Source organism: Nonomuraea glycinis, from assembly GCF_014646515.1.
GTDB classification, from domain to species: domain Bacteria; phylum Actinomycetota; class Actinomycetes; order Streptosporangiales; family Streptosporangiaceae; genus Nonomuraea; species Nonomuraea glycinis.
The window spans coordinates 204,895-230,848 of the sequence record NZ_BMNK01000003.1 but is presented as its reverse complement, the minus strand read 5'-3'; the positions used below and the strand labels follow the sequence as shown (position 1 = coordinate 230,848).

The 25,954-nt window shown below is 69.9% G+C and carries 25 protein-coding genes, 1 tRNA gene and 2 riboswitches; of the genes, 7 read left to right on the top strand and 19 right to left on the bottom strand.

Going from position 1 to position 25,954, the window contains the following annotated elements; all coding sequences use genetic code 11:
- Positions 1–51 precede the first annotated feature (51 nt).
- The 3 genes from IEY87_RS10605 to bcp all read right to left on the bottom strand — a co-directional run bounded on the left by IEY87_RS10605 (position 52) and on the right by bcp (position 1,187).
- Positions 52–125: transfer RNA gene (locus tag IEY87_RS10605), tRNA-Leu, on the bottom strand.
- A complete protein-coding gene (locus tag IEY87_RS10600) occupies positions 116–598 on the bottom strand; it encodes an HNH endonuclease (RefSeq protein WP_189138382.1) in 483 nt (160 codons plus the stop codon). The genes IEY87_RS10605 and IEY87_RS10600 overlap by 10 nt, the downstream gene beginning before the upstream one ends.
- Positions 599–713: 115 nt before the next feature.
- The gene (bcp, locus tag IEY87_RS10595; protein ID WP_189138381.1) at positions 714–1,187 is read right to left on the bottom strand and encodes a thioredoxin-dependent thiol peroxidase; all 474 of its coding nucleotides are present in this window, start codon (positions 1,185–1,187) and stop codon (positions 714–716) included.
- 147 nt (positions 1,188–1,334) lie between these two features.
- On the opposite strand from bcp, the gene IEY87_RS10590 reads away from it, so the two are divergent.
- On the top strand, positions 1,335–1,661 hold the full coding sequence (locus IEY87_RS10590; RefSeq protein ID WP_189138380.1) for a DUF3618 domain-containing protein: 327 nt from the start codon (positions 1,335–1,337) through the stop codon (positions 1,659–1,661).
- Here IEY87_RS10590 and IEY87_RS10585 read toward each other — a convergent pair.
- Entirely contained in the window at positions 1,658–2,851 is a 1,194-nt protein-coding gene (locus IEY87_RS10585) for an amino acid deaminase/aldolase (protein ID WP_189138379.1), read from the bottom strand. The genes IEY87_RS10590 and IEY87_RS10585 overlap by 4 nt on opposite strands.
- Before the next feature lie 138 nt (positions 2,852–2,989).
- On the opposite strand from IEY87_RS10585, the gene IEY87_RS10580 reads away from it, so the two are divergent.
- Together IEY87_RS10580 and IEY87_RS10575 are read left to right on the top strand one after the other, a co-directional pair.
- On the top strand, positions 2,990–3,589 hold the full coding sequence (locus tag IEY87_RS10580; protein WP_189138378.1) for a DUF6286 domain-containing protein: 600 nt from the start codon (positions 2,990–2,992) through the stop codon (positions 3,587–3,589).
- Complete coding sequence (locus IEY87_RS10575; protein WP_189138377.1) at positions 3,589–4,089, top strand: hypothetical protein; 501 nt, start codon at positions 3,589–3,591, stop codon at positions 4,087–4,089. The genes IEY87_RS10580 and IEY87_RS10575 overlap by 1 nt, the downstream gene beginning before the upstream one ends.
- Before the next feature lie 100 nt (positions 4,090–4,189).
- On the opposite strand, the gene IEY87_RS10570 is transcribed toward IEY87_RS10575, so the two are convergent.
- The 8 genes from IEY87_RS10570 to IEY87_RS10535 all read right to left on the bottom strand — a co-directional run bounded on the left by IEY87_RS10570 (position 4,190) and on the right by IEY87_RS10535 (position 12,033).
- Positions 4,190–4,507, bottom strand: a complete 318-nt coding sequence (locus IEY87_RS10570) for a type II toxin-antitoxin system Phd/YefM family antitoxin (protein ID WP_189138376.1) — start codon at positions 4,505–4,507, stop codon at positions 4,190–4,192.
- 58 nt (positions 4,508–4,565) lie between these two features.
- Positions 4,566–5,942: an L-serine ammonia-lyase gene (locus tag IEY87_RS10565; RefSeq protein ID WP_189138375.1), complete on the bottom strand. Its 1,377-nt coding sequence runs from the start codon at positions 5,940–5,942 to the stop codon at positions 4,566–4,568.
- Positions 5,943–5,996: 54 nt separating this feature from the next.
- The gene (gcvH, locus tag IEY87_RS10560) at positions 5,997–6,386 is read right to left on the bottom strand and encodes a glycine cleavage system protein GcvH (RefSeq protein WP_189138374.1); all 390 of its coding nucleotides are present in this window, start codon (positions 6,384–6,386) and stop codon (positions 5,997–5,999) included.
- On the bottom strand, positions 6,383–7,468 hold the full coding sequence (gcvT, locus tag IEY87_RS10555; RefSeq protein ID WP_189138373.1) for a glycine cleavage system aminomethyltransferase GcvT: 1,086 nt from the start codon (positions 7,466–7,468) through the stop codon (positions 6,383–6,385). The genes gcvH and gcvT overlap by 4 nt, the downstream gene beginning before the upstream one ends.
- A gap of 37 nt (positions 7,469–7,505) precedes the next feature.
- Positions 7,506–7,602, bottom strand: a riboswitch (glycine riboswitch).
- Positions 7,603–7,700: riboswitch (glycine riboswitch) on the bottom strand.
- A gap of 87 nt (positions 7,701–7,787) precedes the next feature.
- A complete protein-coding gene (locus IEY87_RS10550; protein ID WP_189138372.1) occupies positions 7,788–8,477 on the bottom strand; it encodes a gamma-glutamyl-gamma-aminobutyrate hydrolase family protein in 690 nt (229 codons plus the stop codon).
- A 31-nt stretch (positions 8,478–8,508) separates the two neighbouring features.
- Positions 8,509–9,273, bottom strand: coding sequence for a 3-oxoacyl-ACP reductase (locus IEY87_RS10545; protein WP_189138371.1), 765 nt, complete (start codon positions 9,271–9,273; stop codon positions 8,509–8,511).
- A 40-nt stretch (positions 9,274–9,313) separates the two neighbouring features.
- Positions 9,314–10,657, bottom strand: coding sequence for an aldehyde dehydrogenase family protein (locus tag IEY87_RS10540; RefSeq protein WP_189138370.1), 1,344 nt, complete (start codon positions 10,655–10,657; stop codon positions 9,314–9,316).
- 5 nt (positions 10,658–10,662) lie between these two features.
- Positions 10,663–12,033: a glutamine synthetase family protein gene (locus IEY87_RS10535; RefSeq protein WP_225276916.1), complete on the bottom strand. Its 1,371-nt coding sequence runs from the start codon at positions 12,031–12,033 to the stop codon at positions 10,663–10,665.
- Positions 12,034–12,143: 110 nt separating this feature from the next.
- Between IEY87_RS10535 and IEY87_RS10530 the strand changes: the two genes are divergently transcribed.
- Both IEY87_RS10530 and IEY87_RS10525 read left to right on the top strand, forming a co-directional pair.
- Positions 12,144–12,848 carry a FadR/GntR family transcriptional regulator gene (locus IEY87_RS10530; protein ID WP_189138893.1) on the top strand — a complete coding sequence of 235 codons (705 nt, stop codon included), beginning with the start codon at positions 12,144–12,146 and terminating at the stop codon, positions 12,846–12,848.
- A 52-nt stretch (positions 12,849–12,900) separates the two neighbouring features.
- The gene (locus IEY87_RS10525; RefSeq protein WP_189138368.1) at positions 12,901–13,662 is read left to right on the top strand and encodes a hypothetical protein; all 762 of its coding nucleotides are present in this window, start codon (positions 12,901–12,903) and stop codon (positions 13,660–13,662) included.
- Between the two features lie 17 nt (positions 13,663–13,679).
- Here IEY87_RS10525 and IEY87_RS10520 read toward each other — a convergent pair whose 3' ends face one another.
- The 4 genes from IEY87_RS10520 to IEY87_RS10505 all read right to left on the bottom strand — a co-directional run bounded on the left by IEY87_RS10520 (position 13,680) and on the right by IEY87_RS10505 (position 18,920).
- Complete coding sequence (locus IEY87_RS10520; protein WP_189138367.1) at positions 13,680–15,752, bottom strand: hypothetical protein; 2,073 nt, start codon at positions 15,750–15,752, stop codon at positions 13,680–13,682.
- Positions 15,752–17,044 (bottom strand): ABC transporter substrate-binding protein, encoded by a 1,293-nt coding sequence (locus IEY87_RS10515; RefSeq protein WP_189138366.1) that lies wholly within the window; start codon positions 17,042–17,044, stop codon positions 15,752–15,754. The genes IEY87_RS10520 and IEY87_RS10515 overlap by 1 nt, the downstream gene beginning before the upstream one ends.
- A 72-nt stretch (positions 17,045–17,116) precedes the next feature.
- Positions 17,117–17,977 (bottom strand): carbohydrate ABC transporter permease, encoded by an 861-nt coding sequence (locus IEY87_RS10510; protein ID WP_189138365.1) that lies wholly within the window; start codon positions 17,975–17,977, stop codon positions 17,117–17,119.
- Positions 17,967–18,920 carry a carbohydrate ABC transporter permease gene (locus tag IEY87_RS10505; protein ID WP_189138364.1) on the bottom strand — a complete coding sequence of 318 codons (954 nt, stop codon included), beginning with the start codon at positions 18,918–18,920 and terminating at the stop codon, positions 17,967–17,969. The genes IEY87_RS10510 and IEY87_RS10505 overlap by 11 nt, the downstream gene beginning before the upstream one ends.
- 303 nt (positions 18,921–19,223) lie before the next feature.
- On the opposite strand from IEY87_RS10505, the gene IEY87_RS10500 reads away from it, so the two are divergent.
- Together IEY87_RS10500 and IEY87_RS10495 are read left to right on the top strand one after the other, a co-directional pair.
- Positions 19,224–20,306 carry a LacI family DNA-binding transcriptional regulator gene (locus IEY87_RS10500; RefSeq protein ID WP_189138363.1) on the top strand — a complete coding sequence of 361 codons (1,083 nt, stop codon included), beginning with the start codon at positions 19,224–19,226 and terminating at the stop codon, positions 20,304–20,306.
- The gene (locus IEY87_RS10495) at positions 20,303–21,685 is read left to right on the top strand and encodes a glycoside hydrolase family 5 protein (RefSeq protein ID WP_189138362.1); all 1,383 of its coding nucleotides are present in this window, start codon (positions 20,303–20,305) and stop codon (positions 21,683–21,685) included. Before IEY87_RS10500 ends, IEY87_RS10495 begins: the two co-directional genes overlap by 4 nt.
- A gap of 36 nt (positions 21,686–21,721) precedes the next feature.
- Here the strand turns inward: IEY87_RS10495 and IEY87_RS10490 are convergent, their stop codons facing one another.
- The 3 genes from IEY87_RS10490 to IEY87_RS10480 all read right to left on the bottom strand — a co-directional run bounded on the left by IEY87_RS10490 (position 21,722) and on the right by IEY87_RS10480 (position 25,913).
- Positions 21,722–23,245: a nickel/cobalt transporter gene (locus tag IEY87_RS10490; RefSeq protein ID WP_225276915.1), complete on the bottom strand. Its 1,524-nt coding sequence runs from the start codon at positions 23,243–23,245 to the stop codon at positions 21,722–21,724.
- Positions 23,242–24,447: a tetratricopeptide repeat protein gene (locus IEY87_RS10485; protein ID WP_189138361.1), complete on the bottom strand. Its 1,206-nt coding sequence runs from the start codon at positions 24,445–24,447 to the stop codon at positions 23,242–23,244. Before IEY87_RS10485 ends, IEY87_RS10490 begins: the two co-directional genes overlap by 4 nt.
- Before the next feature lie 89 nt (positions 24,448–24,536).
- Positions 24,537–25,913 carry a DUF4331 domain-containing protein gene (locus IEY87_RS10480; protein WP_189138360.1) on the bottom strand — a complete coding sequence of 459 codons (1,377 nt, stop codon included), beginning with the start codon at positions 25,911–25,913 and terminating at the stop codon, positions 24,537–24,539.
- Positions 25,914–25,954 lie beyond the last annotated feature (41 nt).

Sequence of the window (25,954 nt, the reverse complement as noted above, 5' to 3'; positions counted from 1 at the left end):
CAGCATCAGTCGGCCGAACTGTGGCGACCATTTGCTGTATTCATAAATATGTGGGGCCGGTGGGATTCGAACCCACACGTAACAGCTACCTAAAAACTGCGCCTCTGCCATTGGGCTACGACCCCTTCACCTTTCCCTTGCCAGCGAAATTCGCAGTTTGGGAATGGCAATTCGGGCAGAGGAAGCGCAGATTCACCATGCGATTGTCGAGCCAGCCACCATTGATGTGGTCGACATGGAGAGTCAACGCCTTTCCCTGCCACGTTCCGTCAATACTACAGCCTGAGCACGCGTATGAAACCCCGGCTTCACACAGTGCTCTGCGGAGCACAGGAGCCTTCTCGCGTATGGCGTCGGGCGGCCGCACGACCAGTATCTCCTGGTAGGAGCGTACGGCAGGTGAGCGCCTTCCCCTGCCGTGTGCTTGCCCCACAAAGTGCGAGGTGTCGATGTTGAAGTGCTTCAGCCGGCGACTGATGTGGGCATGGCTGCCACCGGCCCATCTGATGCCCAGGTAGCGGAGTACGTCAGCCACGCTGCGCGCACCGGCTGCCGCCTCGGTGAGCATCTCCTGGGTGTACTTCTGATATGGGGCCATGACCTTAAGTTTAGGAAAGGCCACCGACAGTTAAGATGCGCGTGGCAATTTCCCTGAGATTTCCCATATGAGGCTTTTCTGGCTTCATGACCTGCACTGAACGGGCCCTGGGCGGTCAGGACAGGCCGAGCTTCTTCTTCAGGCCGGCCACGTGTCCGGTGGCCTTCACGTTGTAGAGGGCCTGCTCGATCTTGCCGTCGGCGTCGATGACGAAGGTGCTGCGGATGACGCCCACGACTTCCTTGCCGTAGAGCTTTTTGGTGCCGTACGCGCCGTATGCCTGGTGAATTGCCAGCTCGGGGTCCGACAGCAGCGGAAAGGTCAGCGCGTCGTGTTCGGCGAACTTGGCGAGCTTGGCCGGCTTGTCCTTCGACACGCCGAGGACGACGAAGCCTTCGGCGGTGAGCTGACCGAGGTTGTCACGGAAGTCACAGGCCTGCTTGGTGCAACCAGGGGTCATCGCGGCGGGGTAGAAATAGAGGATCACCCGCTTGCCGCGGTAGGAGTCGAGGGAGACCTCGCCGCCGTCCGCGGTGGGCAGGGTGAAGTCGGGTGCGGCGTCGCCGGGCGCCAGCTTGGTGTCGGTCATAGGTCCTCCAGTGTTCTTCCAGGAAAACCTACCTGGCCGCCTGCGGTGCCGTACGGCGTGCCGACCTGACAGACTGATCACGACAACAGCGGGCAGTGCCCGCATGACGGCGCGGGCACGACCAGCAGCGCGGTCGAAAGGAGAGTCATGGCTGACACCGATCCCGACGAGCTGGAGCGGCGGATCGCGCGGACGCGAGCTGAGTTGGCGCAGACGGTGGACGCCATCGCCGACCGGGTGAGCCCTAAGCGCGTGGCCGAGCGCACGGTGGCGGATGTGCGGTCCCGGGCCGGGACTCTGGCGACCTCGGTGAGCGACGCCCTGGGGATGAGGTCACGGCCGGTGGAGTTCGGCGACGACCCGGAGCGGCTGTGGGACGAGGAGCCGCCCAACCTGGCGCCGGTGCTGATCGGCCTGGGGGCCGTGCTGGTGGTTGGCGCGGCCATCGTGCTGTGGCGCCGCCGCCGCCGTTAGAGGAAGGTTTTGGATTCGCCTCTGTAGGTGGGGACGGAGTCCGTGACGGTGCCGGACTCCACGAGGTGGAGGGTGTCGAAGCGTTCGCACAGTTCACCCGCCTTGGCGTGCCGGAACCAGACCCGGTCGCCGATCCGGAGGTCTTCGGCCGGCCGGCCGAGCAGGGGGGTCTGCACCTCGCCCGCGCCCTCGTCCGGCGCGTACCGCAGGCCGGCGGGCAGGTAGGGCTGGGGGAGCCGGCTGGGCCCTGCGGCTCCGGAGGCGAGGTAGCCGCCGCCGAGGACGGTGACCGCGCCGGGGGAGGGGCGGCGGACCACCGGCAGGGCGAACAGGGCGGCGGGCCGGCCGGTGAAGCGGCTGTAGAAGTCGAACAGGCGCGGGTGGAAGAGTCCTGATCCGGCGGCGACCTCGGTGACGGCCTTCTCGCGTACGGTGCGTTCGATGGAGCCGGTGCCGCCGCCGTTGACGAATTCGAGGTCGGCGACCTGGCGGACGGCGTTGACGATGCGGCCGCGCCGCACCATGAGCTCCCTGGCCGACAGGGCCTGCATGAGCCTGATCACGCGGGCGCGGGCGGCGCCGGTGCGGGGGGCGTCGCCGACTCCGGCGATCTGCGCTTCGTAGGCCAGGAGTCCGACGAGACGATACCCGGGGCGTTTGGCGATGTCGGCGGCCAGGGCGGCGATCTGGTCGGCGTCGCGAAGGGGAGACCGAAGCGCCCCCGCCCGAAATTTCCCACCAAAGGCGACAAATCCGGCGTCGATGTCGATACATATGCGGATTTCTTGGCGAGGGTGGACCTCGGCCACGGCGTGGTCCATGAACGCCAGCTGCTCCGTGGAGTCCACCGTCAGCGTGATCCGCCCGGCGGCCTCGGCGTTGCCCGCCAGCGCGGCCAGGGCCTCGCGGTCGGCCGTCGGATAGGCCACCAGGATGTCGCCGAACCCCCGCTCGGCCAGCCAGAGCGCCTCCGGCAGGGTGAAGGCCATCAGCCCCTGGAAGCCGTCCAGGGCCAGCACGCGCTCCAGCAGGGGCCGCGACCGGATCGACTTGGTGGCCACCCGGATCGGCTTGCCGGCCGCACGTCGTACCAGGGCGGCGGCGTTGGCGTGAAAGGCCTCCAGATCGAGGATGGCGAACGGCGGCTCGAGAGCCGCGGTCGCCCTGTCGTAGCGCCGGCGGTCGTCCATGCGAGCAGCGTAACGACATATCGGACAGATGAATATGAGGAGCATTCATATTGATCAAGCGACCCGTAATGATCCAGTAAACGGGCGGCGAGGGGGCGGTCGAGTCGCCGCCGGATCCGTGTACCCCTGGTCGTTGTGATGACCACGCTCCAGCAGATACTGCCCGGTGCGGCCGTCGCCGCGCAGGACACCCCACTCCGCAGGTCCAGGCGAGCGCTCAGACCGGCACGCACCCCGGCGGCGGTGCTCGTGGCGGCGGTGCTGACCGCGGGGCTCGGGCTGACCACCGCGGAGATCGTGTCGGCGCTGCTGGGCAAGTCGCTCGGCTGGGTGCCGGTCGACCGGGCCGTGGCGTGGGCGTCGCGATCCTCGTGGAACGAGTTGCCGCCGGTCGGGCTGGCGCTGGCCGGCGTGGGCGCGGCCCTGCTGCTGCTCGCGCTGGTGCCGGGCCGCTCCCGGCTGGTGCCGGTCGAGACGACCGACCCGCTGATCGTGGTCGGCATCACCCGCGTCGGCCTCCGCCGTACGCTGCGGGCCGTCGCTCAGGAGGTGGACGGCGTCCACAAGGCGCGGGTACGGCTGCGCAGACGCAGGATCGAGGTCACCGTGGTGACCGGCCCGGAGAGCTCCGGCTCGATGCTCAAGCAGGTCGGCACCGCCGTGGGCGACCGGCTGGCCGGCGTGGGCACACTGGAGACGGGCGAGGTCGTCGTACGGCTGCGCCGGAAGGGACTGTGATGAGGCAGTACGCGGGCAACCGGGTCGGCCTGGCCGTGGTCGGCACGCTGCTGCTGGGCGCCGGGGCCTACGCGTGGCTGCGCGGCCAGGACCGGCTGGACGGGCTGCCGTCGCGGGCCAAGGTGCTGCCGGAGCGCACCGCGCACGCCGTCGCCGAGCAGTCGTGGGCGCTGTGGGCGGTCGCGCTGGTCCTGCTGGTGCTCGCGTTCGTGACCCTGCGCTGGCTGCTGCTCAGCCTGGGCTGGGGCCGCCGCGGCGCCCGCTCGGGCACCGGCACGGCGATGCTCTGCGTCGGCCTGAAGGACGTCGAAGGGCTGGCCAGGGCGACGGTGCGGGTCGTCGGCGAGGCCACCCGCCTGCGCATCGGCCTCACCTGCCCGGCGACGGCCGACGTGGGCTCGGTGGCGACCAAACTGGACCGCGAGATCGTCAGCCGCATCCGACGCGAGGTCCGCGACGACGACCTGGCCGCCATCGTCCGCATCCACGTCCGCCGGTAGGTCAGCTGTTGGATCTGAGTACGAGGACGCGCACCTCGTCGTCGTAGATCGTGAACTTCACCGTGAGTTGCGAGGTGTGGATCTCGTATGGTGCGCAGGGTCATGTGCGAGGGAGCCCCAAGGAGTTGGCGAGCTTGGCCTCAAGCTCTTCACGGGAACGGGCGGTGACGACGACCGTACCCTCCGGATCGGGCTCTCCGCGCTCGATCCGCGCGATTCCCTCGCGGATCACTCGCCGGTCCGCCTCATCCTGGAAACGGCGGAGCTCCTCCTGGAGGTGGGCGTAGTCGTCCGCCGAGAGCAGGACGGCCTCCGGCCTGCCGTGCCGCGTGATCGTCACCGGCTTGTGCGCGTGGTGGACCTGTGCGACGAGAACGCCGAGCTTCTCGCGGGCTTCCTGGAGCGCGATGATGTCCATGGCCACAGCTTAGACGAGGAACCTTGAGAACTGTAAGGTTCTCAAGGTTCGTACGTTCTCAGCATTCGATGACGTTGACCGCGAGGCCGCCGCGGGAGGTCTCCTTGTACTTGTCGAGCATGTCTCTGCCGGTGTCGCGCATCGTCTTGATGGCCTTGTCCAGGGAGACGTGGTGGCGGCCGTCGCCGCGCATGGCGATGCGGGCGGCGGTGACGGCCTTGATGGAGGCGACCGCGTTGCGTTCGATGCACGGGATCTGGACCAGGCCGCCGATGGGGTCGCAGGTGAGGCCCAGGTTGTGCTCGATGCCGATCTCGGCGGCGTTCTCCACCTGCTCGGGGGTGCCGCCGAGGACTTCGGTGAAGCCGGCGGAGGCCATCGAGCAGGCTGAGCCCACCTCGCCCTGGCAGCCGACCTCGGCTCCGGAGATGGAGGCGTTCTCCTTGAACAGCACGCCGATGGCGGCGGCGGTGAGCAGGAAGCGGACGATGCCGTCGTCGTCGGCGCCCGGGGTGAAGCGGGAGTAGTAGGTGAGGACGGCGGGGATGATGCCGGCGGCGCCGTTCGTGGGAGCGGTGACGACGCGGCCGCCCGCGGCGTTCTCCTCGTTGACGGCCAGGGCGAACAGGGAGAGCCAGTCCATCGCCTGCAGCGGGTCCTTCTCGGGGCTCTCGCTCTGCAGGCGGCGGTGCAGGGGGTTGGCGCGGCGCTTGACCTTGAGGCCGCCGGGCAGAACGCCCTCCTTGGCGATGCCCCGCCGGACGCATTCCGACATGACCTGCCACAGGTGCAGGATCTCGGCGCGGATCTCGGCCTCGGTGCGGCCGAACGCCTTCTCGTTCTCCAGCATCAGGGCGGAGATCGACAGGCCGGCGGTCGAGCAGTGCTTGAGGAGCTCTTCGCCGGTGGTGAAGGGGTAGGGCAGGACGGTGTCGTCCGGTTTGATGCGGTCGGCGCCGGTGGCCTGCTCGTCGACGACGAAGCCGCCGCCGACCGAGAAGTAGACCTTCTCGCGCAGGGTCTCGCCGTCGCCTGAGTAGGCGGTGAAGCGCATGCCGTTCGGGTGCTCGGGCAGCGAGATCTTGCGTTCGAAGACCAGGTCCTGGCCGACGACGAACGGGATCTCGCGGGTGCCGTACAGCGTGACCGTGCCGGACTCGCGCATGGCGGCGAGTCGCTCGTCGATGGTGTCGACGTCGACCAGCTCGGGCTTCTCGCCGGACAGGCCCAGCAGGACGGCCTTGTCGCTGCCGTGGCCCTTGCCGGTCAGGCCGAGTGAGCCGTACAGAATCACTTCGACGCGCGTCGTACGGTCGAGCAGCCCGTCGCCGTGCAGCCCGCGGGCGAACTTGTGGGCGGCCGCCATCGGGCCGCCGGTGTGGGAGCTCGACGGGCCGATACCGATCTTGAACAGATCGAAGACGCTGATCGCCATTGATGCGCCTTTCAGCAGGGGCCGGGACCCGGTGACCGGGCCCCGGCGGTCGGATCAGGAATCGCCGGAGGTCAAAGCCGCATACTCCTCGGCCGTCAGCAGGTCCTCCGCGTTGCCTTCCACCCGCACGCGGAACATCCAGCCATCGCCGTAGGAGTCACTGTTGGCCAGCGACGGGTCGTCCACCAGGCTCTGGTTGATCTCCACCACCTCGCCGCCGACGGGGGTGTAGATCTCGCTCACCGACTTGGTCGACTCGACCTCGCCGATGGAGTCGCCCGGCTCGATGGTCGCGCCGACCTCGGGAAGCTGCACGTAGACGACGTCACCCAGGGCCTCGGCGGCGAAGGCCGTGATCCCGATGGTCACGATGAGGCCGTCCTCGAGACCGGCCACCCACTCGTGCTCCTTGGTGTAGCTCAGGTCCTCAGGGATGTTGCTCACTTGTTCCTCCTGTAAAAGGGCAGCTCGACCCGGTCCACGGGCTCTTGGCTGCCCCGGATGTCCACGGCCAGACCTTCATTGACCCCGGTGTCGACGTAGGCCAGCGCGATGGGCCTGCCCAGAGTCTGGGAGGGCGCACCGCTGGTGACCTCGCCGACGACGGCACCGTCCTTGGTGACCGGGTAGCCGTGGCGCGGCACCCGGCGGCCTCGCGCGACCAGGCCGACGAGCCGGCGCCGTGGCGGGACGTCCTTGACCGCCTCCAGCGCCGATCTGCCGACGAAGTCGCCCGGCTTGTCGAATTTCACCACTCTGCCCAGGCCCGCGTCGAACGGGGTGAGCGTGGCACCGAGCTCGTTGCCGTACAGCGGCATGCCCGCCTCCAGCCTGAGCGTGTCGCGGCTGGACAGCCCCGCGGGCTTGAGGTCGTACGGCTCGCCCGCCGCCGTCAGCGCGTGCCAGAGCGGCACGGCGTCCTGGTTGGCGACGAAGAGCTCGAAGCCGTCCTCGCCGGTGTAGCCGGTGCGGGCGATGAGCGCCTGCCGCCCGTCGACCAGCCCCGGCAGCCCGGTGTAGTACTTGAGCCCGGCCAGGTCGGCGTCGGTGAGCGTGGCGAGGATCTCCTGCGCGCGCGGCCCCTGCACGGCGATCAGCGAGTACTGGTCCGAGCGATCCTCAACCACCACGTCGTACGACTTGACGCGGTTTTTCAACTCATCGCCGACCATTTCATAGTTCGAGGCGTTAGCCACGACCATGAACTCCTCGTCCCCGAGCCGGTAGACGATGAGGTCGTCCAGCACCCCGCCCCGCTCGTTCACGATCATGGTGTAGCGAGCCCGGCCGGACGCGAGCGCCGACAGGTGACCCACCAGCGCGTAGTCCAGCGCCTCACCCGCCTGCGGCCCGGTCAGGAAGATCTCGCCCATGTGCGAGAGATCGAACAGCCCGGCCGCCTGGCGGACCGCGTTGTGTTCCGCGGACTCGCTGCCGTAGCGCAACGGCATGAGCCATCCGGCGAAGTCGGTCAGCGTGGCGCCGAGAGCCTCGTGTACGTCTCTCAACGGTGTCGATCGGGACATGTGTCGCACCTCAGGACGGGGTCGGATGCATGGGTCATCCTCCCCCTCTGTCGTCGTTGCCTGAGAGCTTCGCCCGGGGATTTGCCGGACTTTCACCTTCGGCGAGGCCACCAGGCCTGCTTTCCAGAGGACACCTCGTCCGTACGGTCCTTTTCCTTGAGAGGTTCGCGGGGAGGGCTTGCTCCTTCAGGGGCCCTGACCGGCTGTCAGGACGCTCTCCCGTACGGTTTTGACGGTGATGTCCGTAAGCCTAGTGGCGTGACAGGGCTGTTGTCGCGCCCGGCTTCGCGGCGGGTGAACCCGGCCGGCGAGCCCCGGGTCAGCAGGCGGCTACCAGGGACTCGAAGAGGGTGCAGTCGGTGGCTGCTTCTGGGTGCCATTGGACGGCGAGGGTGAAGGGGTGGGAGTCGAGTTCCACGGCCTCGATGGTGCCGTCGTCGGCGGTGGCGGTGATCGTCAGGGGTGGGGCCAGGTGGTCGATGGACTGGTGGTGGTAGTGCGGGACGGTCACCGGGTCGTCGCCCAGGGCCTTGGCGAGTCGGGTGCCGGGGGTCGGGTGGATCGGGAGGTGGCCGAACTCGCCGGGGGCGGGGGAGTGGCCGGTGTGCCCGACCACGTCCGGGAGGTGCTGGTGGAGGGTGCCGCCGAGGGCGACGTTCAGGACCTGGAGTCCTCGGCAGACGCCCAGGTAGGGGAGCCCGGCGTCGAGGGCGGCAGCCAGGATCGCAAACTCCGCCTCATCACGAAATTTGCGGATATAGCCGGTCTTGTCGCCTGGCTGCTCGCCGTACCTCGCGGGGTCGATGTCGCCGCCGCCGGCCAGGATCAGCCCGTCCAGCCGCCCCACCAGTGCGGCCGGCTCGCCCGCCGGCGGCAGCACCACCGGCTGGCCGCCCGCCCGGACCACCTGCTCGATGTAGGTGTACGGCAGCAGCGCGACGGTCATCTCCCAGACCGTGAACCGCGCGGGCTCGACGTACGACGTGATGCCGATCAACGGCCGCTTCATCCTGATCCCCCCGAACACGTACCCAGGTCCCTTACAGCGGTGTCACGTAAGCGCCGGAGATCCCCCCGTCCACCAGGAACTGCGACGCCGTGATGAACGAGGCGTCGTCGCTGGCCAGGAAGGCGACCGCGGCCGCGATCTCCGACGCCTCGGCGAAGCGCCCGACCGGCACGTGCACCAGCCGCCGCTGGGCCCGCTCGGGGTCCTTGGCGAACAGCTCCCGCAGCAGCGGCGTGTTGACCGGCCCGGGGCACAGCGCGTTGACCCGGATGCCCTCGCGGGCGAACTGGACGCCCAGCTCGCGCGACATGGCCAGCACCCCGCCCTTGGAGGCGGTGTAGGAGATCTGCGAGGTGGCCGAGCCCATGACCGCCACGAACGAGGCGGTGTTGATGATGGAGCCCTTGCCCCGCCGCCGCATGTGCTCGATGGCGTACTTGCAGCACAGGTAGACGCTGGTGAGGTTGACCTCCTGGACGCGCCGCCAGGCCTCCAGGCCGGTCTCCAGGATCGAGTCGTCCTCCGGCGGGGAGATGCCCGCGTTGTTGAAGGCGATGTCCAGCCCGCCGTAGACCTCGATGGCCGTGGCGTACATCCGCTGGACGTCGTCCTCGCTGGTCACGTCCGCCTTGACGAACAGGCCGCCGACGTCGGTCGCGGCCTTGGCCCCGGCCTCCTCGTCGATGTCCACGCAGACGACCTTCGCGCCCTCCTGGGCGAACCGGTGCGCGGTGGCCAGGCCGATGCCGCTGCCCGCGCCGGTGATGACGGCGACCCGATCCTGCAAACGCTGCATAGTTGTCACTCCCTGCCCCGCTTCGCGAGATGCGCCGGGTTCACTCCGATGAGATGAAGACGTTCTTGGTCTCGGTGAACGCCGCCAAGGCGTCCGGGCCGAGCTCCCTGCCGAGTCCGGACTGCTTGAAGCCGCCGAACGGGGTCCAGTAGCGGACGGAGGAGTTGGAGTTGACCGACAGGGCGCCCGCTTCGACGGCTCTGGCCACCCGCAGGGCCCGGCCGACGTCGCGGGTCCAGATGGAGCCGCTCAGGCCGTACGGGGTGTCGTTGGCGATGCGCACCGCCTCGGCCTCGTCGGCGAACGGCACCACCGACACGACCGGGCCGAAGATCTCCTCGGTGAACGCCCGGTCGGTGACCGCCGAGGTCAGCACCGTCGGCGGGAACCAGTAGCCCTTGCCCTGCGGGCAGTCCCCTTGGAGGTACGGGGCGTCGTCGACGAAGCCGCGCACCCGGGCCAGGTGCTCGGCGCTGACCAGGGGGCCCATGTCCGTGTCCGGGTCGAGGGGGTCGCCGACGCGGATGTCGCGCACCGCCGCCGACAACCGCTCCAGGAACTCGTCGTACGCCCCGGCCTGCACGAGGATGCGGGAGCGGGCGCAGCAGTCCTGGCCGGAGTTGTCGAAGACGGCATAGGGCGCGGCCTTCGCCGCCTTCTCCAGGTCCGAGTCGGCGAAGATGATATTTGCGGACTTGCCGCCGAGTTCGAGGGTGATCCGCTTGACCTGGGCCCCGGCCTTGGCCGCGATCTGCTTGCCCACCTCCGTCGACCCGGTGAACACGATCTTCGCCACGTCCGGATGCTCGACCAGCCGGGCGCCCGCGACCTCCCCGGCCCCGGGCAGCACCTGGAGCACCCCCTCGGGCAGGCCCGCCGCCAGCGCCAGCTCGGCCAGCCGCAGCGCGGTCAGCGGAGTCCACTCAGCGGGCTTGACGATCACCGCGTTGCCCGCCGCGAGCGCCGGCGCGACGCCCCACGACATGATCAGCATCGGGAAGTTCCACGGCACGATGACGCCCACCACGCCCAGCGGCTCCTGGAACGTCACGTCCACGCCGCCCGGCACCGGGATCTGCAGCCCGTGATTGCGCTCCGGGGCCCCGGCGTAGAAGTGCAGGACGTCGCGTACGGCGCCCGCCTCCCAGCGGGCGTTGCCGATCGGGTGGCCGGCGTTGGCCACCTCCAGCATGGCCAGCTCCTCGCCGTGCGCGTCCACCAGGTCCGCGAAGGCGCGCAGCAGCCGCGCCCGCTGTCCCGGGGCGACGTCCCGCCAGGCCGCCTGGGCCTTCCTGGCCCGCTCCACCGCACGGTCGACCTCGGCGGCGTCGGCGAGCTCGACGTCGGTGAGCACGTCTTCCGTCGCCGGATTGATGATCTTCATGCCGCTCACATCCGCTCGAAGCCGCGGACCATCTCCCAGTCCGTCACGGCGGCGTCGAACGCCTCCAACTCGATCCTGGCGTTGTTGGCGTAGTGCGCCACCACCTCGTCGCCGAGGGACTCGCGCGCCAGCTTCGAGCTCTCGAACAGCGCCAGCGCGTCACGCAGGGTGTGCGGCACGGTCTCGGCGTCGGTGGCGTAGGCGTTGCCCTCGAACGCACCCTCCAGCGGCAGCTCGGCGTCGATGCCGTGCAGCCCGGCCGCGATCAGCGCGGCCACCGCGAGGTAGGGGTTCACGTCGCCGCCGGGCACCCGGTTCTCCACCCGCAGCGACGGGCCGTGGCCGACCAGGCGCAGCGAGCAGGTGCGGTTGTCCACCCCCCACTTGACGGCGGTGGGCGCGAAACTGCCGGGGACGTAACGCTTGTAGGAGTTGATGTTGGGCGCGTACATCAGGGTGAGCTCGCGCATGCAGGCGAGCTGTCCGGCGATGAACCGGCTGCCCGCCTCGGACAGCCCGTGCGGCCCGTCGCCCGCCATGACCAGCTCGCCGTCCACGCCGCGCAGCGAGATGTGGATGTGGCAGGAGTTGCCCTCGCGCTCGTTCGGCTTGGCCATGAAGGTGATCGACTTGCCCTCCTGGGCCGCGATCTCCTTGGCGCCGTTCTTGTAGATCGAGTGGTTGTCGCACGTGGCGAGCGCCTCGTCGAAGCGGAAGGCGATCTCGTGCTGGCCCAGGTTGCACTCGCCCTTGGCGGACTCGACGTAGAGTCCGGCGCCCTCCATGTCGCGCCTGATCCGGCGCAGCAGGGGCTCGATGCGCGCCGTGCCCAGCAGGGAGTAGTCCACGTTGTAGAGGTTCGCGGGCGACATGTCGCGATAGCCGCGTTTCCAGGCCTCTTCGTAGGTGTCCTCGTAGACCACGAACTCCAGCTCGGTGCCGACGTAGGCGCGCAGGCCGCGCTCCTCCAGGCGGGCGAGCTGCCGGCGCAGGATCTGCCGGGGCGAGGCCACCACGTCGGCGCCGTCCTCCCAGCCGAGGTCGGCCATCACCAGCGCGGTGCCCTCCTGCCAGGGCACGCGCCGCAGGGTCGACAGGTCCGGCCGCATCACGAAGTCCCCGTACCCACGATCCCAGGACGACATCGCGTAGCCGCCGACCGTGTTCATCTCCACGTCCACCGCGAGCAGGTAGTTGCACCCCTCGGAGCCGTGCCGCAGCACCTCCTCCAGGAAGTAGCGCGCCGACAGCCGCTTGCCCTGCAGCCTGCCCTGCATGTCGGCGAGGGCGAGCAGCACCGTGTCGATCCGTCCCCGTGCCACCTCCTCCCGCAGCTCGTCAACGGTGAGGAAACCGGCGCGCGGTCCATCGCTCACGTGGGTCGCTCCCATCTGGCCCGTTGATTGGGCTAGTCTTAGACCATTGATGTGCATGCTGGGATCGCTTGTCAAGACCCGAGGACACGTTGGACGAGTCGGCGCGTTTGATGGCGGTGTTGCGGCCGGTGCGGGCGGGCAACGCCTTCGAGGAGACCGTGGAACGGCTGCTCCAGGCGATCAGACTCGGCGTGGTCGCGCCGGGCCAGAAACTCCCCGCCGAGCGTGAGCTCGCCGTCCAGCTCGGCATCAGCAGGGTGACCCTGCGCGAGGCGATCCGCGCCCTGCAGGACGCGGGCTATCTCGCGGTACGGCGCGGCCGCTACGGCGGCGCCTTCGTCACCTACGTGCCGCCCGTCCCCGGCGCGACCGATCTGCGCCAGGTCGTCGCCGACATGGGCGCGGCCGACCTGGCGGACGCCCTCACCTTCCGGATGGCCGTGGAGTGCGGCGCCGCCCAGGTGCTGGCCGCCACCGAGCTCACCGCCGAGCAGCGCGCCACCCTGCACCGCGGGCTGAGCGACCTGGACGAGGCGTCCCTGGCCGACTATCGCCGCCTCGACACCGCCTTCCACCTGTCCATCGCCGAGCTCACCGGCTCCGGCCTGCTGGCGGCGGCCGTCGCCGACGCCCGGCTGCGGGTCAGCGACCTGCTCGACGCGATCCCCATGCTCCAGGTCAACCTCGACCATTCCGCCGCGCAGCACCGCGCCATGGTGACGGCCATCCTCGCCGGGGACCCCGACGCCGCCCGGCGAGCGGTCGCCGAGCACCTGGAGGGCACCGCCGCGCTGCTGCGCGGGTTCCTGTCCTGAGCGCAATGGGGACAAGTGGTACGGGCGGCCTCGTAGAGTCGGTGGCAAGGTCATGCAGAACTGGTTCGAGCACAACATCATCGCCACAGGACGGCTGCCGCTGTTCTGTTTCTTCGCCGCGCTCATCGTGGCTTTCATGGCCACCCGCGTCAACGTGCGGCTGATCAGGGCCAAGATCGGCTGGTTCCGCAACGTCAACGTGGGTGAGATGCACATCCACCACGTGGTGTTCGGCGTCGTGCTCATGCTGGTCGGCGGCGTCGCCGGACTGATCGTCTCCGGCGCCTCGCAGGAGGGCTACGCGGTCGCCGCGTCCATCTTCGGCATCGGGTCGGCGCTGGTGCTGGACGAGTTCGCGCTCATCCTGCACCTGCACGACGTCTACTGGGAGGAAGAGGGCCGCACCTCCGTCGACGCGGTGTTCATCGCCGTCGCCGTCACCGGGCTGCTGCTCGTCGGGCTGCGCCCGCTCACCTATGACTACGGCACCTTCGTGAGCCCGGCCGTGCTGATCGTGGCCAACCTCGCGCTGGCCGTCATCACGCTGCTCAAGGGCAAGATCTGGACCGGGATGGCGGGACTCTTCCTGCCCATCCTGCTGATCGTGGGCGCGGTCCGGCTGGCCAGGCCCGGCTCGCCGTGGGCGCACTGGTTCTTCGCCGGCCGCTCGCCGCGCAAGCTGGCCACGGCCGTCCACCGGGAGGACCGGTGGCGGCGGCCGGCCATCCGCGCCAAGATCGCCTTTCAGGAGTTCCTGTCCGGCCGCCACGACCTGCCCTCCACCAGGCGCGCCCGCCTGAGACGCGACACCTGAAGGCGCTCAAAGGGCGCTCAGGGCAGCGGCAGCAGCCCTTCGTGGCGGACCGTCCAGGAGCCGTCCGCCGGGAAGCCGGGCGTCGGCCCGCTGCCGTCCCAACCGGCCGCCATCAGCGCGACCGCCGCCAGCAGCCCGCCGTTGCCGGGCAGATAGATGGGCAGCGACGCCGTCTGCCGGTTGTGCCCGTTGAGCAGGTAGGTGTTCTTGGCGGTGGGCATCAGCAGGGCCGCCAGCGCGGTCTCCGGCTCGCCCAGCCGGGTCGCCGTCATCGCGATGGCCGGGTAGTCCCAGCCCCAGGTGGTCTCCCACGGCCAGGTCGCCATCACGTGCCGCAGCGTCGCCCGCATCGTCTCCGGCTCGATGAGCCGGGTGGAAGGAACGACGCCCAGCGCGTACAGCATGGAGGGGTGGTCGTCCGGCACGGTGTACGGCGGGGTGTCCATCGCGGCGTAGACCCCGTCGCGGACCAGCGGCCTGGACAGGCCGGCGGCCACCTCCGACCAGGACGGTTCGGGTTCGAGGCCGAGCAGCCGCCGCCACTCCTGGGCGGTCTCCAGCGCCCACGCCCAGTAGGCCAGCTCGAACGTCGGGTTCGCCGCGCTCGCCCGGACGTCGGCGTACGACTCCTGCGCCGGCACCAGCGGCGGCCCGAGCGCGTACCCGCCGGGCCCCTCGACCGGGAAGGCCGCCATGAAGGCGGCGGTGTCCATGACGATGCCCGCGTACCGGGTCAGCGCCTCGCGGGAGCCGGTCGAGCGGCGGACCAGCTCGGCCAGGAAGATCGGGTGCGGCTGCTGCCACACCAGGAACGGCCCGATCGGGCTCGGGCTCTCCCTGCCGTCGGGCGCGACCTGCTTGGGCCACCGCGCCCCCGGCAGGCCCTGCCGCGCGGCGGTCTCGCGGGCCCGCGTCAGGATGGTGTCGTACCAGCCGAGGCTGCGTTCGAGCAGCTCGGTGCGCCCCCACAGCGGGAAGTGCGCCCCGTGCCACCAGTGCATCTCCAGGTGGAAGCGGCCCCGCCAGCTGTTGGTCATCAGGCCGGTCTCCTGCGGCGGGGTGGAGCCCGCGCAGTGGATCGCCGTGAGGTACTGCGACAGCACGACGCGGCGCTCCAGCTCCGGCGCGCGCTCGTCGCGGCTGCCGGACAGGTCCAGCGCACCGCCGGTGCTCCAGAACCGCTCCCAGTGCCGGGCGGACGCCGCCAGCACCTGCTCGTACGCGGGCGGCTCGGCGGGCGGCTCCGGCCCGAAGGCCACCACCAGCTCGACGACCGCCTCGCGCGAGGTGATCAGGAACTCGTGCGGTCCGCCGACGTTCACCTCCGCGCCCGGCGAGAGGGTGACCGTGACGCCGTACCGGGTGTCGTCGAGCACCCGCTTGACGGCGAATCCGCCGGGGGCCTGCCGCAGCCTCGACGTGTGGGCCTCCGGCCGCGACCAGTCCGCCGCGTTGCCCCACGCCTGCGACCCGTAAGGGAAGGCCAGTCGTACGGCCAGCCCCTCGGTGAGCAGGTGGGACGCCACGCGCACGGCCAGGATGTCGCGCTCCGGGTGGCAGGCGGTGGTGACGTGGACCGGGGTGCCCCCCAGCCGGTGTTCGCCGGTGATGATCCCGGCCCACAGGTCCAGTCGCTGCCGGACGTCGCTCACGTCCGCGGGTGCCAGGGGGGCCGCACCCGGCCGGGCCAGGCCGATCCTGGCCAGGTCCAGCCGGTGCGGGTTGTTGCGCAGCCACGCCTCGGCGGCGGAGGCGGGGTTCTCGCCCGCGCCGCTCAGCTCGCCGCGCATGTCGACGTACGGGACCGGCCCTCGGGGGGTCTCGTACGCGGACATGGTGTCCGCCAGGTCGTACGAGCCGGGAACGCTGTGCCAGCCCCATGAGGACATGGTGCCGAGCAGCGTTCCCGGGCCGGTGCCGGTGCGGTCCTCGACCGGGTAGGCGTCCGGGAAGGTCTGCAACCCGGTGACGTCGACGGTGAAGCAGAACTCGCCGTTGCCCACGGACAGCGGCGCCTGCGCCACGATCTCCGTCACCTCGACCGCGTGCCGGTCGACGAGCGCACGCCGGTCGATCCCGGTGTCCGTCATTACTGGATCGCCGCCCCTACCTGCTTGATGAAGTCGGCCGCGGCCTCGGCGGGCTTCTGCCGATCGAACAGCACCTCCGCGTTGACCCGGTCAAGGATCTTCGGGGTGTCGGTGGAGCCCGTCGGGCCGACCACCAGCGGCGGGCCGGCCTTCGGGGTCAGCTCGTCGATGAACTTCGCCTGGATGACCTCTTCCTCCTTGAGCGAGCCCTCGATGGCCGTACGGACGTCGGAGTTCGCCGAGATGCCCCGGTCGGCCAGGATGATCTTCCCGGCGTCCGCGCTGTTGACCAGAAAGTCCACGAGCTTGGCGGCCTCCTGCGGGTGCTCGCTCTTGGCGTTGATGGTGTAGAGCTGTGAGGCCTGCAGCCACGCACCGGGCTGCGTGGCGCCGCTCTCGCCCGGCATCCGCATCAGCTCCAGCGGGTGCCCGGAGGCGGTGCGCAGGGCCGTGAGCTGGTTGCTCCAGTCGAACTGCATCCCGGCCAGGCCGCGGCCGATCAGCGACTGCTCGGGCGCGGGCTGGGTGATGAGCTCGGCGGTCTGCGAGGCGGGCGGGGTGGCCCCGGCGTCACGCAGTTCGAGGGTCATGGTCCACCAGTCGACGAGCGTCTTCTCGCTGATGCCCACCTTGCCGTCGGCCGTGTAGAGAGCCTCACCGCGCTGCCGCGAGTAGATGTCCAGCATGTCGGTCTTGGTGGGGTCGGCCAGGCCGAAGGTGCCCTTCGGGGACTTCTCCGCGATCTCCTTGGCGATCCGCTTGAAGTCGTCCCACGTCCAGGTCTCGTCGTCCGGCAGCGCCACGCCGGCCGCCTTGAACACCTCGGGGTCGACCACGACGGCGACGGCGTTGACGCCGGTCGGCACGCCGTACTGGATGTTGCTGAACTTGCCGTTGTCCAGCGCGGCGGTGCCGATCTTGTCCGTCTTCAGCACGCTGCTGACCTTGCTCAGGTCGAGCAGGGCGCCGCGGTCGCCGTACTCGCGCGGGTAGGCGCCGCCCAGCGTGATGACGTCGGGCGCGCCGCCGGCCGCCACCTCGGTGGCCAGGCGGTCGAAGTAGGAGTTGAAGTCGGTGAACGAGCCCTTGACCTTGATCTTCGGGTTCTGCTTCTGGAAGGCGTCGATGACCTTCTGGGTGGCGGCGGCCCGGTCGTTGTTGCCCCACCAGCCGAACCGCAGCTCGATGGTGCCGTCGTCGCTCTCGCTCGAGCCGCCACCGCAGCCGGCGGCCGCTAAGAGCACGGTGGTGAGGCAGAGCGCCGCCAGGCGGCGGGACTTGGGGATTTTCATGGCTCTCTCCGGTGATTGTTTAAAACGATTTAATACGGCGTACGTGATCACTCCGGGCAGGAGGGGCGGTGCTCACTTGAAGCCGGTCGTCGACAGGCCCTGCGTCAGGTAGCGCTGGCCGGCCAGGAAGAAGCCGAAGATCGGCACCAGGCCCACGATCGACATCGCGAAGAGCTGGCCCCACGCCGTCTCGCCCTGGCCGTCCATGAAGGAGCGCAGCGCCACCGGCATGGTCCACAGGTCCGGATCGGTGAGGAAGATGAGCTGGCTGAAGAAGTCGTTCCAGGTCCAGATGAACGTGAACAGCGCCGAGGTGGCGAGCGCCGGCACCGACAGCGGCATGATGATCCGCCAGTAGATCCGGATGTGCCCGCACCCGTCGAGGCGGGCGGCCTCGTCGAGCTCGCGGGGCAGACCGCGGATGAACTGCACCATGAGGAAGATGAAGAACGCGTCGTGGGCCAGGAACTTCGGCACGATGAGCGGCAGGTTGGTGTTGATCCAGTCAAGCTGGGAGAACAGCACGTACTGCGGCACGATCAGCACGTGGATCGGCAGCATCAGCGTCGCCAGCATCGCGGCGAAGAAGAAGTTCCGGCCCCGGAACTTCATCCGGGCGAAGGCGTAGGCGGCGAGCGAGCACGAGAGCAGGTTGCCGATGACCGCGAAGATCGCGATCACCGCCGAGTTCCACAGGTAGTAGTGGAACGGGTGGCTCAGCGCCGACCAGCCCCGGACGTAGTTGCCGAGGTCGAGCTCCGTGGGCCAGATCGACGGGTCGCGGAAGATGATCTCATTGGGCTTGATCGAGCTCGACACCATCCACAGCAGCGGATAGAGCATCACCACGCCGAAGACGATCAGCAGCGCGTGCTTCGACAGTCTCCTCGACCGGCTGGTCGAGATGTCGCCTTGCCGCACGTCAGTTGCCATAGAACACCCACCGCTTGGCCAGAAGGAAGTTGAGCCCGGTCAGCGCGGCGATGATGAGCAGCAGGGTCCAGGCCATCGCGGAGGCGTAGCCCATGTCGAAGGAGCCGAAGCCGCGCTGGTAGAGGTAGAGCGTGTAGAGCAGGGTCGAGTCGGACGGACCGCCCTGCCCGCCGCTGACCACGAACGCCTGGGTGAAGCTCTGGAACGCGCCGATCATCTGCAGCACGAGGTTGAAGAAGATGATCGGGGTCAGCAGCGGCATCGTGATGTGGAAGAACTTCGCCACCGTGCCGGCCCCGTCGACCTGCGCCGCCTCGTAGTAGGAGGTCGGGATCTGCCGCAGGCCGGCCAGGAAGATCACCATCGGCGCGCCGAAGGTCCAGGCGTTGAGCACGACCAGCGTGCCCAGGGCGAAGTCGGGATGGGACACCCAGCTCACGCCCTCGATGCCGGCCATGGCCAGGAACTGGTTGATCAGCCCTTCCTTGCCGAAGATCTGCCGCCAGAGGATCGCGATGGAGACGCTGCCCGCCAGCAGTGACGGCAGGTAGTAGACCGACCGGTAGAAGCTCAGGCCGCGCACGCCCCGGTTGAGCAGGAGTGCCAGCGCCAGGGCCAAGATCAGCTGGATGGGCACCGACACGAAGACGTAGAGGAAGGTCACCCCCAGCGACTTGTGCAGCCGGGGATCCGCCAGCATCTGCTCGTAATTCGCCAGGCCGAGCCATTCCGGTGGCTTGAGCAGGGTGTATTCGGTGAACGACAGATAGAGCGAGGCCAGGATCGGTCCAATGGTGAACACCACCATGCCGATGAACCACGGCGTCAGGAACAGATAGCCGATCCGGTCCTCGCGCGGCCCTCTCGGGGCCAGGAACCGCCGCAAACGGTTGTTCTGATGTAACGGCGACGAGGGCGCGAGTGCACCCGTTTGTTCGCTCATCTATCACCCTTCGCCAGGTCGCGCAGGGGGAAATGCGCGGGTGGGAGTGGGCGGGCCGCCATGAGGACCGGCCCGCGAGTAACCAGTTTCTAACAGAGCCGTCATTCACTGTCAACGATCGGTGAACACTGCCTTGAGCTGGACAAACATCGGATGGAAGTTTTTTGGCGAGCAACACGGCAACCGGTTGCAATCGGGTTTGGAAACCGGTATCTTGCGGCGGTGCTCGGTTCCGGCGTAACAGTCCCGACTCGGCGATTTAATGCATGCAGATGAGTGCCGGAGCATGCGGGGAGAGCGGACATGAGCGCGCGTGACCACAGCGGGGACGAGCCGGAGCGGCCGGTCCGACCGGCAGGAAAGCGCGGGCCACGGCCCTACGGCACGGCGACCATCAGCCGCGTCGCCGAGGCCGCCGGCGTCTCGCGGGCGACCGTGTCCAGGGTCATGAACGGCTCACCCACCGTCAACCCCGAGCTCGCCGCGCGGGTGCGGGCCGCCGCCAAGGAGCTCGCGTACGAACCGAGCCTGGTCGCCCGCAGCCTCGCACTCGGCCGCACCAGCACCATCGCGCTCATCGTCCCCGACCTGGCCAACCCGCTGTTCCAGGGCATCCTGCGCGGGCTCAGCCAGGCCGCGGGACAGGTGGGCCGCCGCCTGCTGGTCGCCGAGTCCAGGGAGGACACCGAAGAGGAGGTGATCCTCGCGGTGGAGGCCCGGCGCCGCTCCGACGGCCTCGTCCTCGCCTCTCCCCGGGCGTCCGACGAACGGCTGCGCGCGCTGAGCGACAGGCTCGCGCCGCTCGTGCTGCTCTACAGGGAGATCCCCGGCTCCACCCTGCCGTCGCTGTCCATCGACAACGCGGCCGGCATCGCGGAGATCATGGACCATCTCACCGGCCTCGGCCACCGCCGCCTGGTCTACCTCGCCGGCCCCGAGGCCAGCGCGCCCAACCGCGACCGCCGCGCCGCGCTGCGCGCCATCGTGGCCGCCACGCCCGGCCTCACCCTGACCGAGCTCCCCTGCGGCGCCATGTTCGACGACGGCCACGCCGTGGCCCGCCAGGTGGTGGCCTGCCGCGCGACCGGCGTCATCGCGTTCAACGACATGGTCGCCTTCGGCGCGCTGAGCGGCCTGCACGAGCTCGGCGTCGCCGTCCCCGGCGACCTGTCGCTCACCGGGTTCGACGACATCCCCTTCGCCCGTTACACCACACCGCCGCTGACCACGGCCTCCATACCGAAGAACGAGATGGGCCGGCAGGCCTGGAACAGGCTGTGGTCGCTGATGAACGGCGACACCGGCGGGCACAACGTCCGCTTCCAGCCGCGCCTGCTCGTCCGGGAGAGCACCGGCCGACCACCTACAGGGAGAACATCATCATGAAGTGGATCAGCGTCCGCGGCGACCGCCTGGTCGACGACTCCGGCCACCCGGTCACGCTGGCCGGGGTCGGGCTCGGCGGCTGGATGAACATGGAGAACTTCATCACCGGCTACCCGGCGACGGAGTCGCTTCAGCGGGCCGCGCTGCGCAAGGCGCTGGGGGAGGAGGGCTACACGAGGTTCTTCGACCGCTTCCTCACCGACTTCTTCGACGTCGAGGACACGCGCTATCTGGCGTCCCTGGGCCTCAACTCGGTCCGCATCCCGTTCAACTACCGCCACTTCGAGGACGACGACCGGCCGTTCGAGCTCAAGGAGGAGGGGTTCGCCCGCCTCGACCGGGTCGTCAGCCTGTGCGCCGACGCCGGTCTCTACACCATCCTCGACCTGCACGCCCTGCCCGGACGGCAGAACCAGCACTGGCACAGCGACAACCCGACGCACTGGGCGGACTTCTGGAACCAGCGGCACTTCCAGGACCGGGTCGTGCACCTGTGGGAGGCCCTCGCCGACCGCTACAAGGATGAGCCCGCGGTCGCCGGATACAACCCCGTCAACGAGCCCGGCGACGCCTCGGGCGAGGTCATCGGACCTTTCTACGAACGGCTGGAGAAGGCGGTCCGCGCCATCGACGGCCGCCACGTCCTCTTCCTGGACGGGAACCGCTACTCCTCCGACTTCTCCGTCTTCGACGAGCCGTTCGCCAACACCGTTTACACCGCCCACGACTACGCCCTGCCCGGCATCGCCGCGGGCAGCAGCTATCCGGGCACCACGCGGGGCGAGTATTTCGACCGCTCGGTGGTCGAGGAGACCTTCCTGCGTCGTACGGAGTTCATGCGCCGCACCGGGACGCCCATCTGGATCGGCGAGTTCGGCCCCGTGTACGACGGGGACCCTGAGCGGGACCGGTCCCGGCTGCAGCTCCTGCGGGACCAGCTGGACATCTACCGGGAGTACGGGGCCAGTTGGGCGCTGTGGACGTACAAGGACATCGGCCTGCAGGGGCTCACCTACGCCCGCGCGGACAGCGCCTACGTGCGGCGGATCGCGCCCGTGCTGGAGAAGAAGGCCAGGCTCGGGTCCGACTCGTGGGGCGGGAACGACCTTCAGATCCGGCACATCCTGGGCCCGATCGAGGAGCTCTTCGACAAGGAGTTCCCCGACTTCGAGCCGTTCCCGTGGGGGCGCCGGTCCTACATCCAGACCCTGGTGCGCAACATCCTGCTGGCTGAGCCGCTGGTGGGGGAGTTCGGGCGGTGTTTCGACGGGGTGAGCCCGGCGCAGGCCGAGGAGCTTGCGAGTTGCTTCGCCCTGGCCGCCTGCGAACGCCGCGAACCCCTCGCCGAGGTCCTGCGCACCCACCAGGCGAGGGCGTGACGTCTGCTTGAGCCGGGGTGGGCCTGTCGGGTCCGGTCAGAGGGCGACCGCTGACCGGAGGGCCAGGCCGGCGCCGAGCAGGACCACCATCGTCGCCGTGCCCAGCGGGGCGAGTGCCGAGAGCCGGGTCGCCAGCCGGCGGCCCGCCGAGGCGCGCTGTTCGAGGCGATCGGCGAGCTTGACGAGCAGCAGGCCCGTCACGGTGAGGGTGGCCGCCATGCCCAGGCCGTAGGCGGTTACCAGGGCGACCCCGAACCAGGTCCGGCCCAGCGCGATCGCGCCCAGCAGCACGATCAGCGCCGACGGGCTCGGCACCAGCCCACCCGCCACCCCCAACCCCACCAACCCGAACCCCCGCTTCCCACGCCCGGCCCCGTGCGGATGCGGATCCCCGTCCCCGTGCTCCTCCCCGTGCCCGTGCCCATGGCCGTGGCCGTGGCCGTGGCCATACCCGTGCCCATGCCCGTGGGAGTGAGGGCGGTGGGTGGTCAGGAGGAGGCGGAGGCCGATGAGGGCGATCAGTAGGCCGCTGGCCACGCCTAACCAGGACAGCACCGATTCTCCGGCCAGGGTGGTGAACGCGCTGAGGATCAGCCCCACCACCAGGACCGTGCCCGTGTGCGTGGCCGTCACCGTCGCGCCCACGGTGACGGCGTCACGCGGGCGGCCTCGGCGGCCCGCCAGGTACGCGGCCATGATGGTCTTGCCGTGTCCGGGAATGAGCGCGTGCCCCGCGCCGAGCACCACCGCCAGGCCGAGCGCCAGCAGCCCCAGCGGCACGGTCAGATCGTCCGCGCCGACGAGGCCGGTGAACAGGCGGTCCAGCGCCGCGAAGGCGTCCCCGAGCGGGCCGCCGACCGGGATGACGGAGATGCCGACGCCGGACTTGCCCGAGTCTGTCCCGCCGAAGGCAGTCGCGCCGGTGTCGTCGGGGCCACCGGGGGTGGCTGTGGCGAAGGTGGCGGTGCGCTGGTCGAGGGCGTCGGACAGGAGGTCGTCGGGGTAGTGGCGGAGTTCGTCGCTCACGCTGGTGGCGGGCACCGACGAGTGGGACAGGGGGACGCCGTCGCCGGTGGCGGTGATCTCCCGCCAGCCGATCCGATCCTGCTCGAAGGCGTCGGTGAACGTCAGCGTGCCGGTCACGCGGGTCTCGGCGACCAGCTCGCAGGTCAGGCGGCTGATCTGGAGACCGCCCTGGCCGGGGGCGTAGGCGTGGGCTGATCGGGTCACCTTCCAAGGCACCGCCCTGCCGTCCACCTTGAGGCTCTGCGCGGCGGCCAGCGCCGTACAGGTGCGGGCCGCGTACGTGCTGTCCACGTCGGGTTCGGCCTGCAGCGTCGGCAGTTCGGCCAGGTCCACCACGGCGTGGTTGCGCACGCGGTCGGCGGAGACGCGCAGGCCGTTGTAGTGGTTGACGGTGAAGTTGCCGAGCGGGTGAACGAATGCCGCAGCGGTCGCGGACGTGTCGAGGGATCGGGACTGGGCCTGGGCGGTGGGTAGGGCGCTCGCGCAGAGGAAGAAGGTCAGGGCGGCGAGCAGGGTGGGGCGGAGCAGTTTCATGAGGGCCTCGCCAGGGCGGGTAGGTCCGGGTCGAAGCCGGGAGTCGGGCCGGTGCGGGCAGGGCGGCCGAGGGCGCGCTCTATCTCGGCTCGGTGATGGCGGACGAGTGGGTTGCGCCAGCCTGTCGCGGTGGCCTGCTCGGCGTGGCGCAGGGCCGCCTTCGGCCGGCCGGCTTTGTACAGGGCCCAGGCCAGGGCGTCGGCGGCCATGAGGTTCGGGTTGCGGGCGTACTCGGCGCGGGCGTGCCGGACGGCCCGTGCGGGGTCGCCGTGGTCGGCCTCGAACTCGGCCCAGGTGAGATCGTCACGTACGCCCGCCTCCTCCAGCAGCCTTCGCTGGGCGCGCAGCAGGCTCCAGTCCGCGGCGAGGCCCGCCTTGATCCGGGTCTCGCCCTGCTCGATGAGGTACTGCGGGAGCGGCAGCCGTTGCACCACGCTCTCGTAGAGGGTGAGCGCCTCGGTCAGGCGGCCGTCCAGGGCGGCGACGGCGGCCCGGCCGGCGAGGGCGGGGGTGTAGGCGGGCTGAGCCTCCAGGGACTGGGTGTACCACCGGTCGGCGGTGTCGAGGTCGCCCTGGTGCAGGGCCAGCTCGCCCAGGTAGTGGCGGGTGTAGGCCAGGTCGGCGGGGGTGCTCGCGTCGTCGTGGGCGTACTCGAGGAAGGTGCGCGCCCGGTCCTGGTCGCCGCGGAGTTCGGCGGCGTATGAGGCGCGGGCGAAGGCGGCCACACCTGGACGCAGGGCCAGCATTTCGTTCACGGCGCGGTCGGCGGCGGGCAGGTCGCCGAGCTGGGTGCGGGCGTCGGCGAGCACGCCGTGGGCGGCGGCGCTGTAGGGGTTGGCGTTGATGGCCTGCCCGGCGAGCTCGGCCGCGGTGGCGAACTCGTGCCGGCCCGCCGCCAGGGCCGCTCTGCCGGTCAGGACCGTGTCGTCGCGCGGGTCGAGCCGGGCGGCCGTGGCCAGTGCGCCCTCCGCCTTGGCGTAGTAGGACGGGTCACCGGTGACCCTGGCCTGCTCCACGTACTGGATGCCGAGCCGGGCCCAGCCCCGGTAGTCGCCGGGGAGGCGCTTCAGGCGCTGCTGCAGGGTCTCGGCGGGCCACTCGGCGGCGGCCGGCACGGGATCAGGGGGCGCGGAGACGGCTAGGACGGTGAACACCAGGGCGCCGGCCAGGACCAGGCCGACGGCCGGAAGAAGTGGGCGCATGAGAGAACTCCGGAAGGTACCGCGACAAGAAGAGCGCTGATCGAGGGGATGGCCGGCCGGCCCGAAGAGGGCCGGCCGGGCTGAGCGGGTCAGCGTTGGTTGACCGCGACGTTGCTGGGGAGCGGGATGTACGGGAACGCCTGGCCGAACGGCTTGTCGTTCGCGTCGACCTTGTCCGTCAGGCCGGGAACGAGCTTGCCGGTCCGGGCGGCCCCCGCCACGGCCTGCAGGGCGATGTCCACGACGTCGTCGCCGAGGCGGCGGCCGTTCGGGAAGCCCTGGAGGTCACCGGCGAGGACGCCGAGCCGGTCGGGGTCCTTGGCCGGCGGGACGGCGGTGTTCAGCCGCAGCATCTCGGCCGGCCGTACACCGTGCACGTCCTTGTTGAGCGACAGCGCGTTGAGGTCGGCCGCGATCGGCCCGTTGCCCTTGGCGACGCCGGTCAGGAAGATCTGGACCAGGTCGTTGCGCGGGGTCGGCGGGGCCTTGATGCCGTAGATGGACTGCAGCAGCCTGGCGACCTCGGGGTCGGTGACCCGCTTGACCAGGGCCGGGACGCCGGCGTCCTGGTCCGGGCGGAGCGCGTTGAACGCGTCCTTCAGCCCGGCGGGGGCCACGACCTCGTTGACCAGCGGGTTGCCCAGGCGCGAGACCTGCACGTGCCGCTGCCCGTTGAACTTGTCGGTGGTGGACCAGACGCCGATCACCGGGTTGCGCTTGGCGTCGCCCTTGAGCACCAGGTCCTCGACCGGCACCTGGAGGCCCAGCGTGCTGACGTTGTAGCCCTTGGCGGTGTCCTGCCCGACCAGGGACAGGTCGCCGCCGTAGAGCAGGTCGAACACGCGCAGGTCCAGGAAGAACGCCTCGTCCGACTGCCCGGCGAAGGCTTTGCCGCCGCCCCGGACGTCGGTGACGGCCTGGGAGCGCAGCGTGCCGTAGTCGGGCATGGACGCCGCGCCGACGTGGCTCGGCGCGACCACACCATTGGAGACCACGGTCGTGGATCGGCCGTGGGCGATCCGCTTGAGCGTGTAGCGCTGCCGGAAGAGCAGGTTGCGATCGTCGAGCGAGGTCACCGGGCCGTTGTTGTAGAGGAAGGTGTCGGTGCCGCGCCGGTCCTCGTCGCGGAATGTCCACTGATAGGTGATGTCGGGCTTGGCGTCGCCGTTGTTGTCGATCTTGATGTTGTAACGGGACTTGGTGTCGAAGGTGTAGAAGTTCGGTCCGCCCTGCGGCTCCTGGAACGGGATCCAGTTCGACAGGAGGGTCACGGTGCCGGCCTTGTCAGGGCTGACGAACGCGTACACGTCGGTGTTGTCGTTGCGCGGGTCGCCCGCGATCGCCGGGGCTTCGCGGTGCGAGGAGGCGTTGCCGGAGTCCGTACGGAGCAGGGCGAGGCTGGAGGCGGTCAGGGCCGCCGCGACGCCGAGTCCGATGAGAGCGCGCCGGTTGATCCGGAGCTCCATGGTCGATCCTTTCGAGAGCTGCTCGTCTGAGAGGTTCCGGC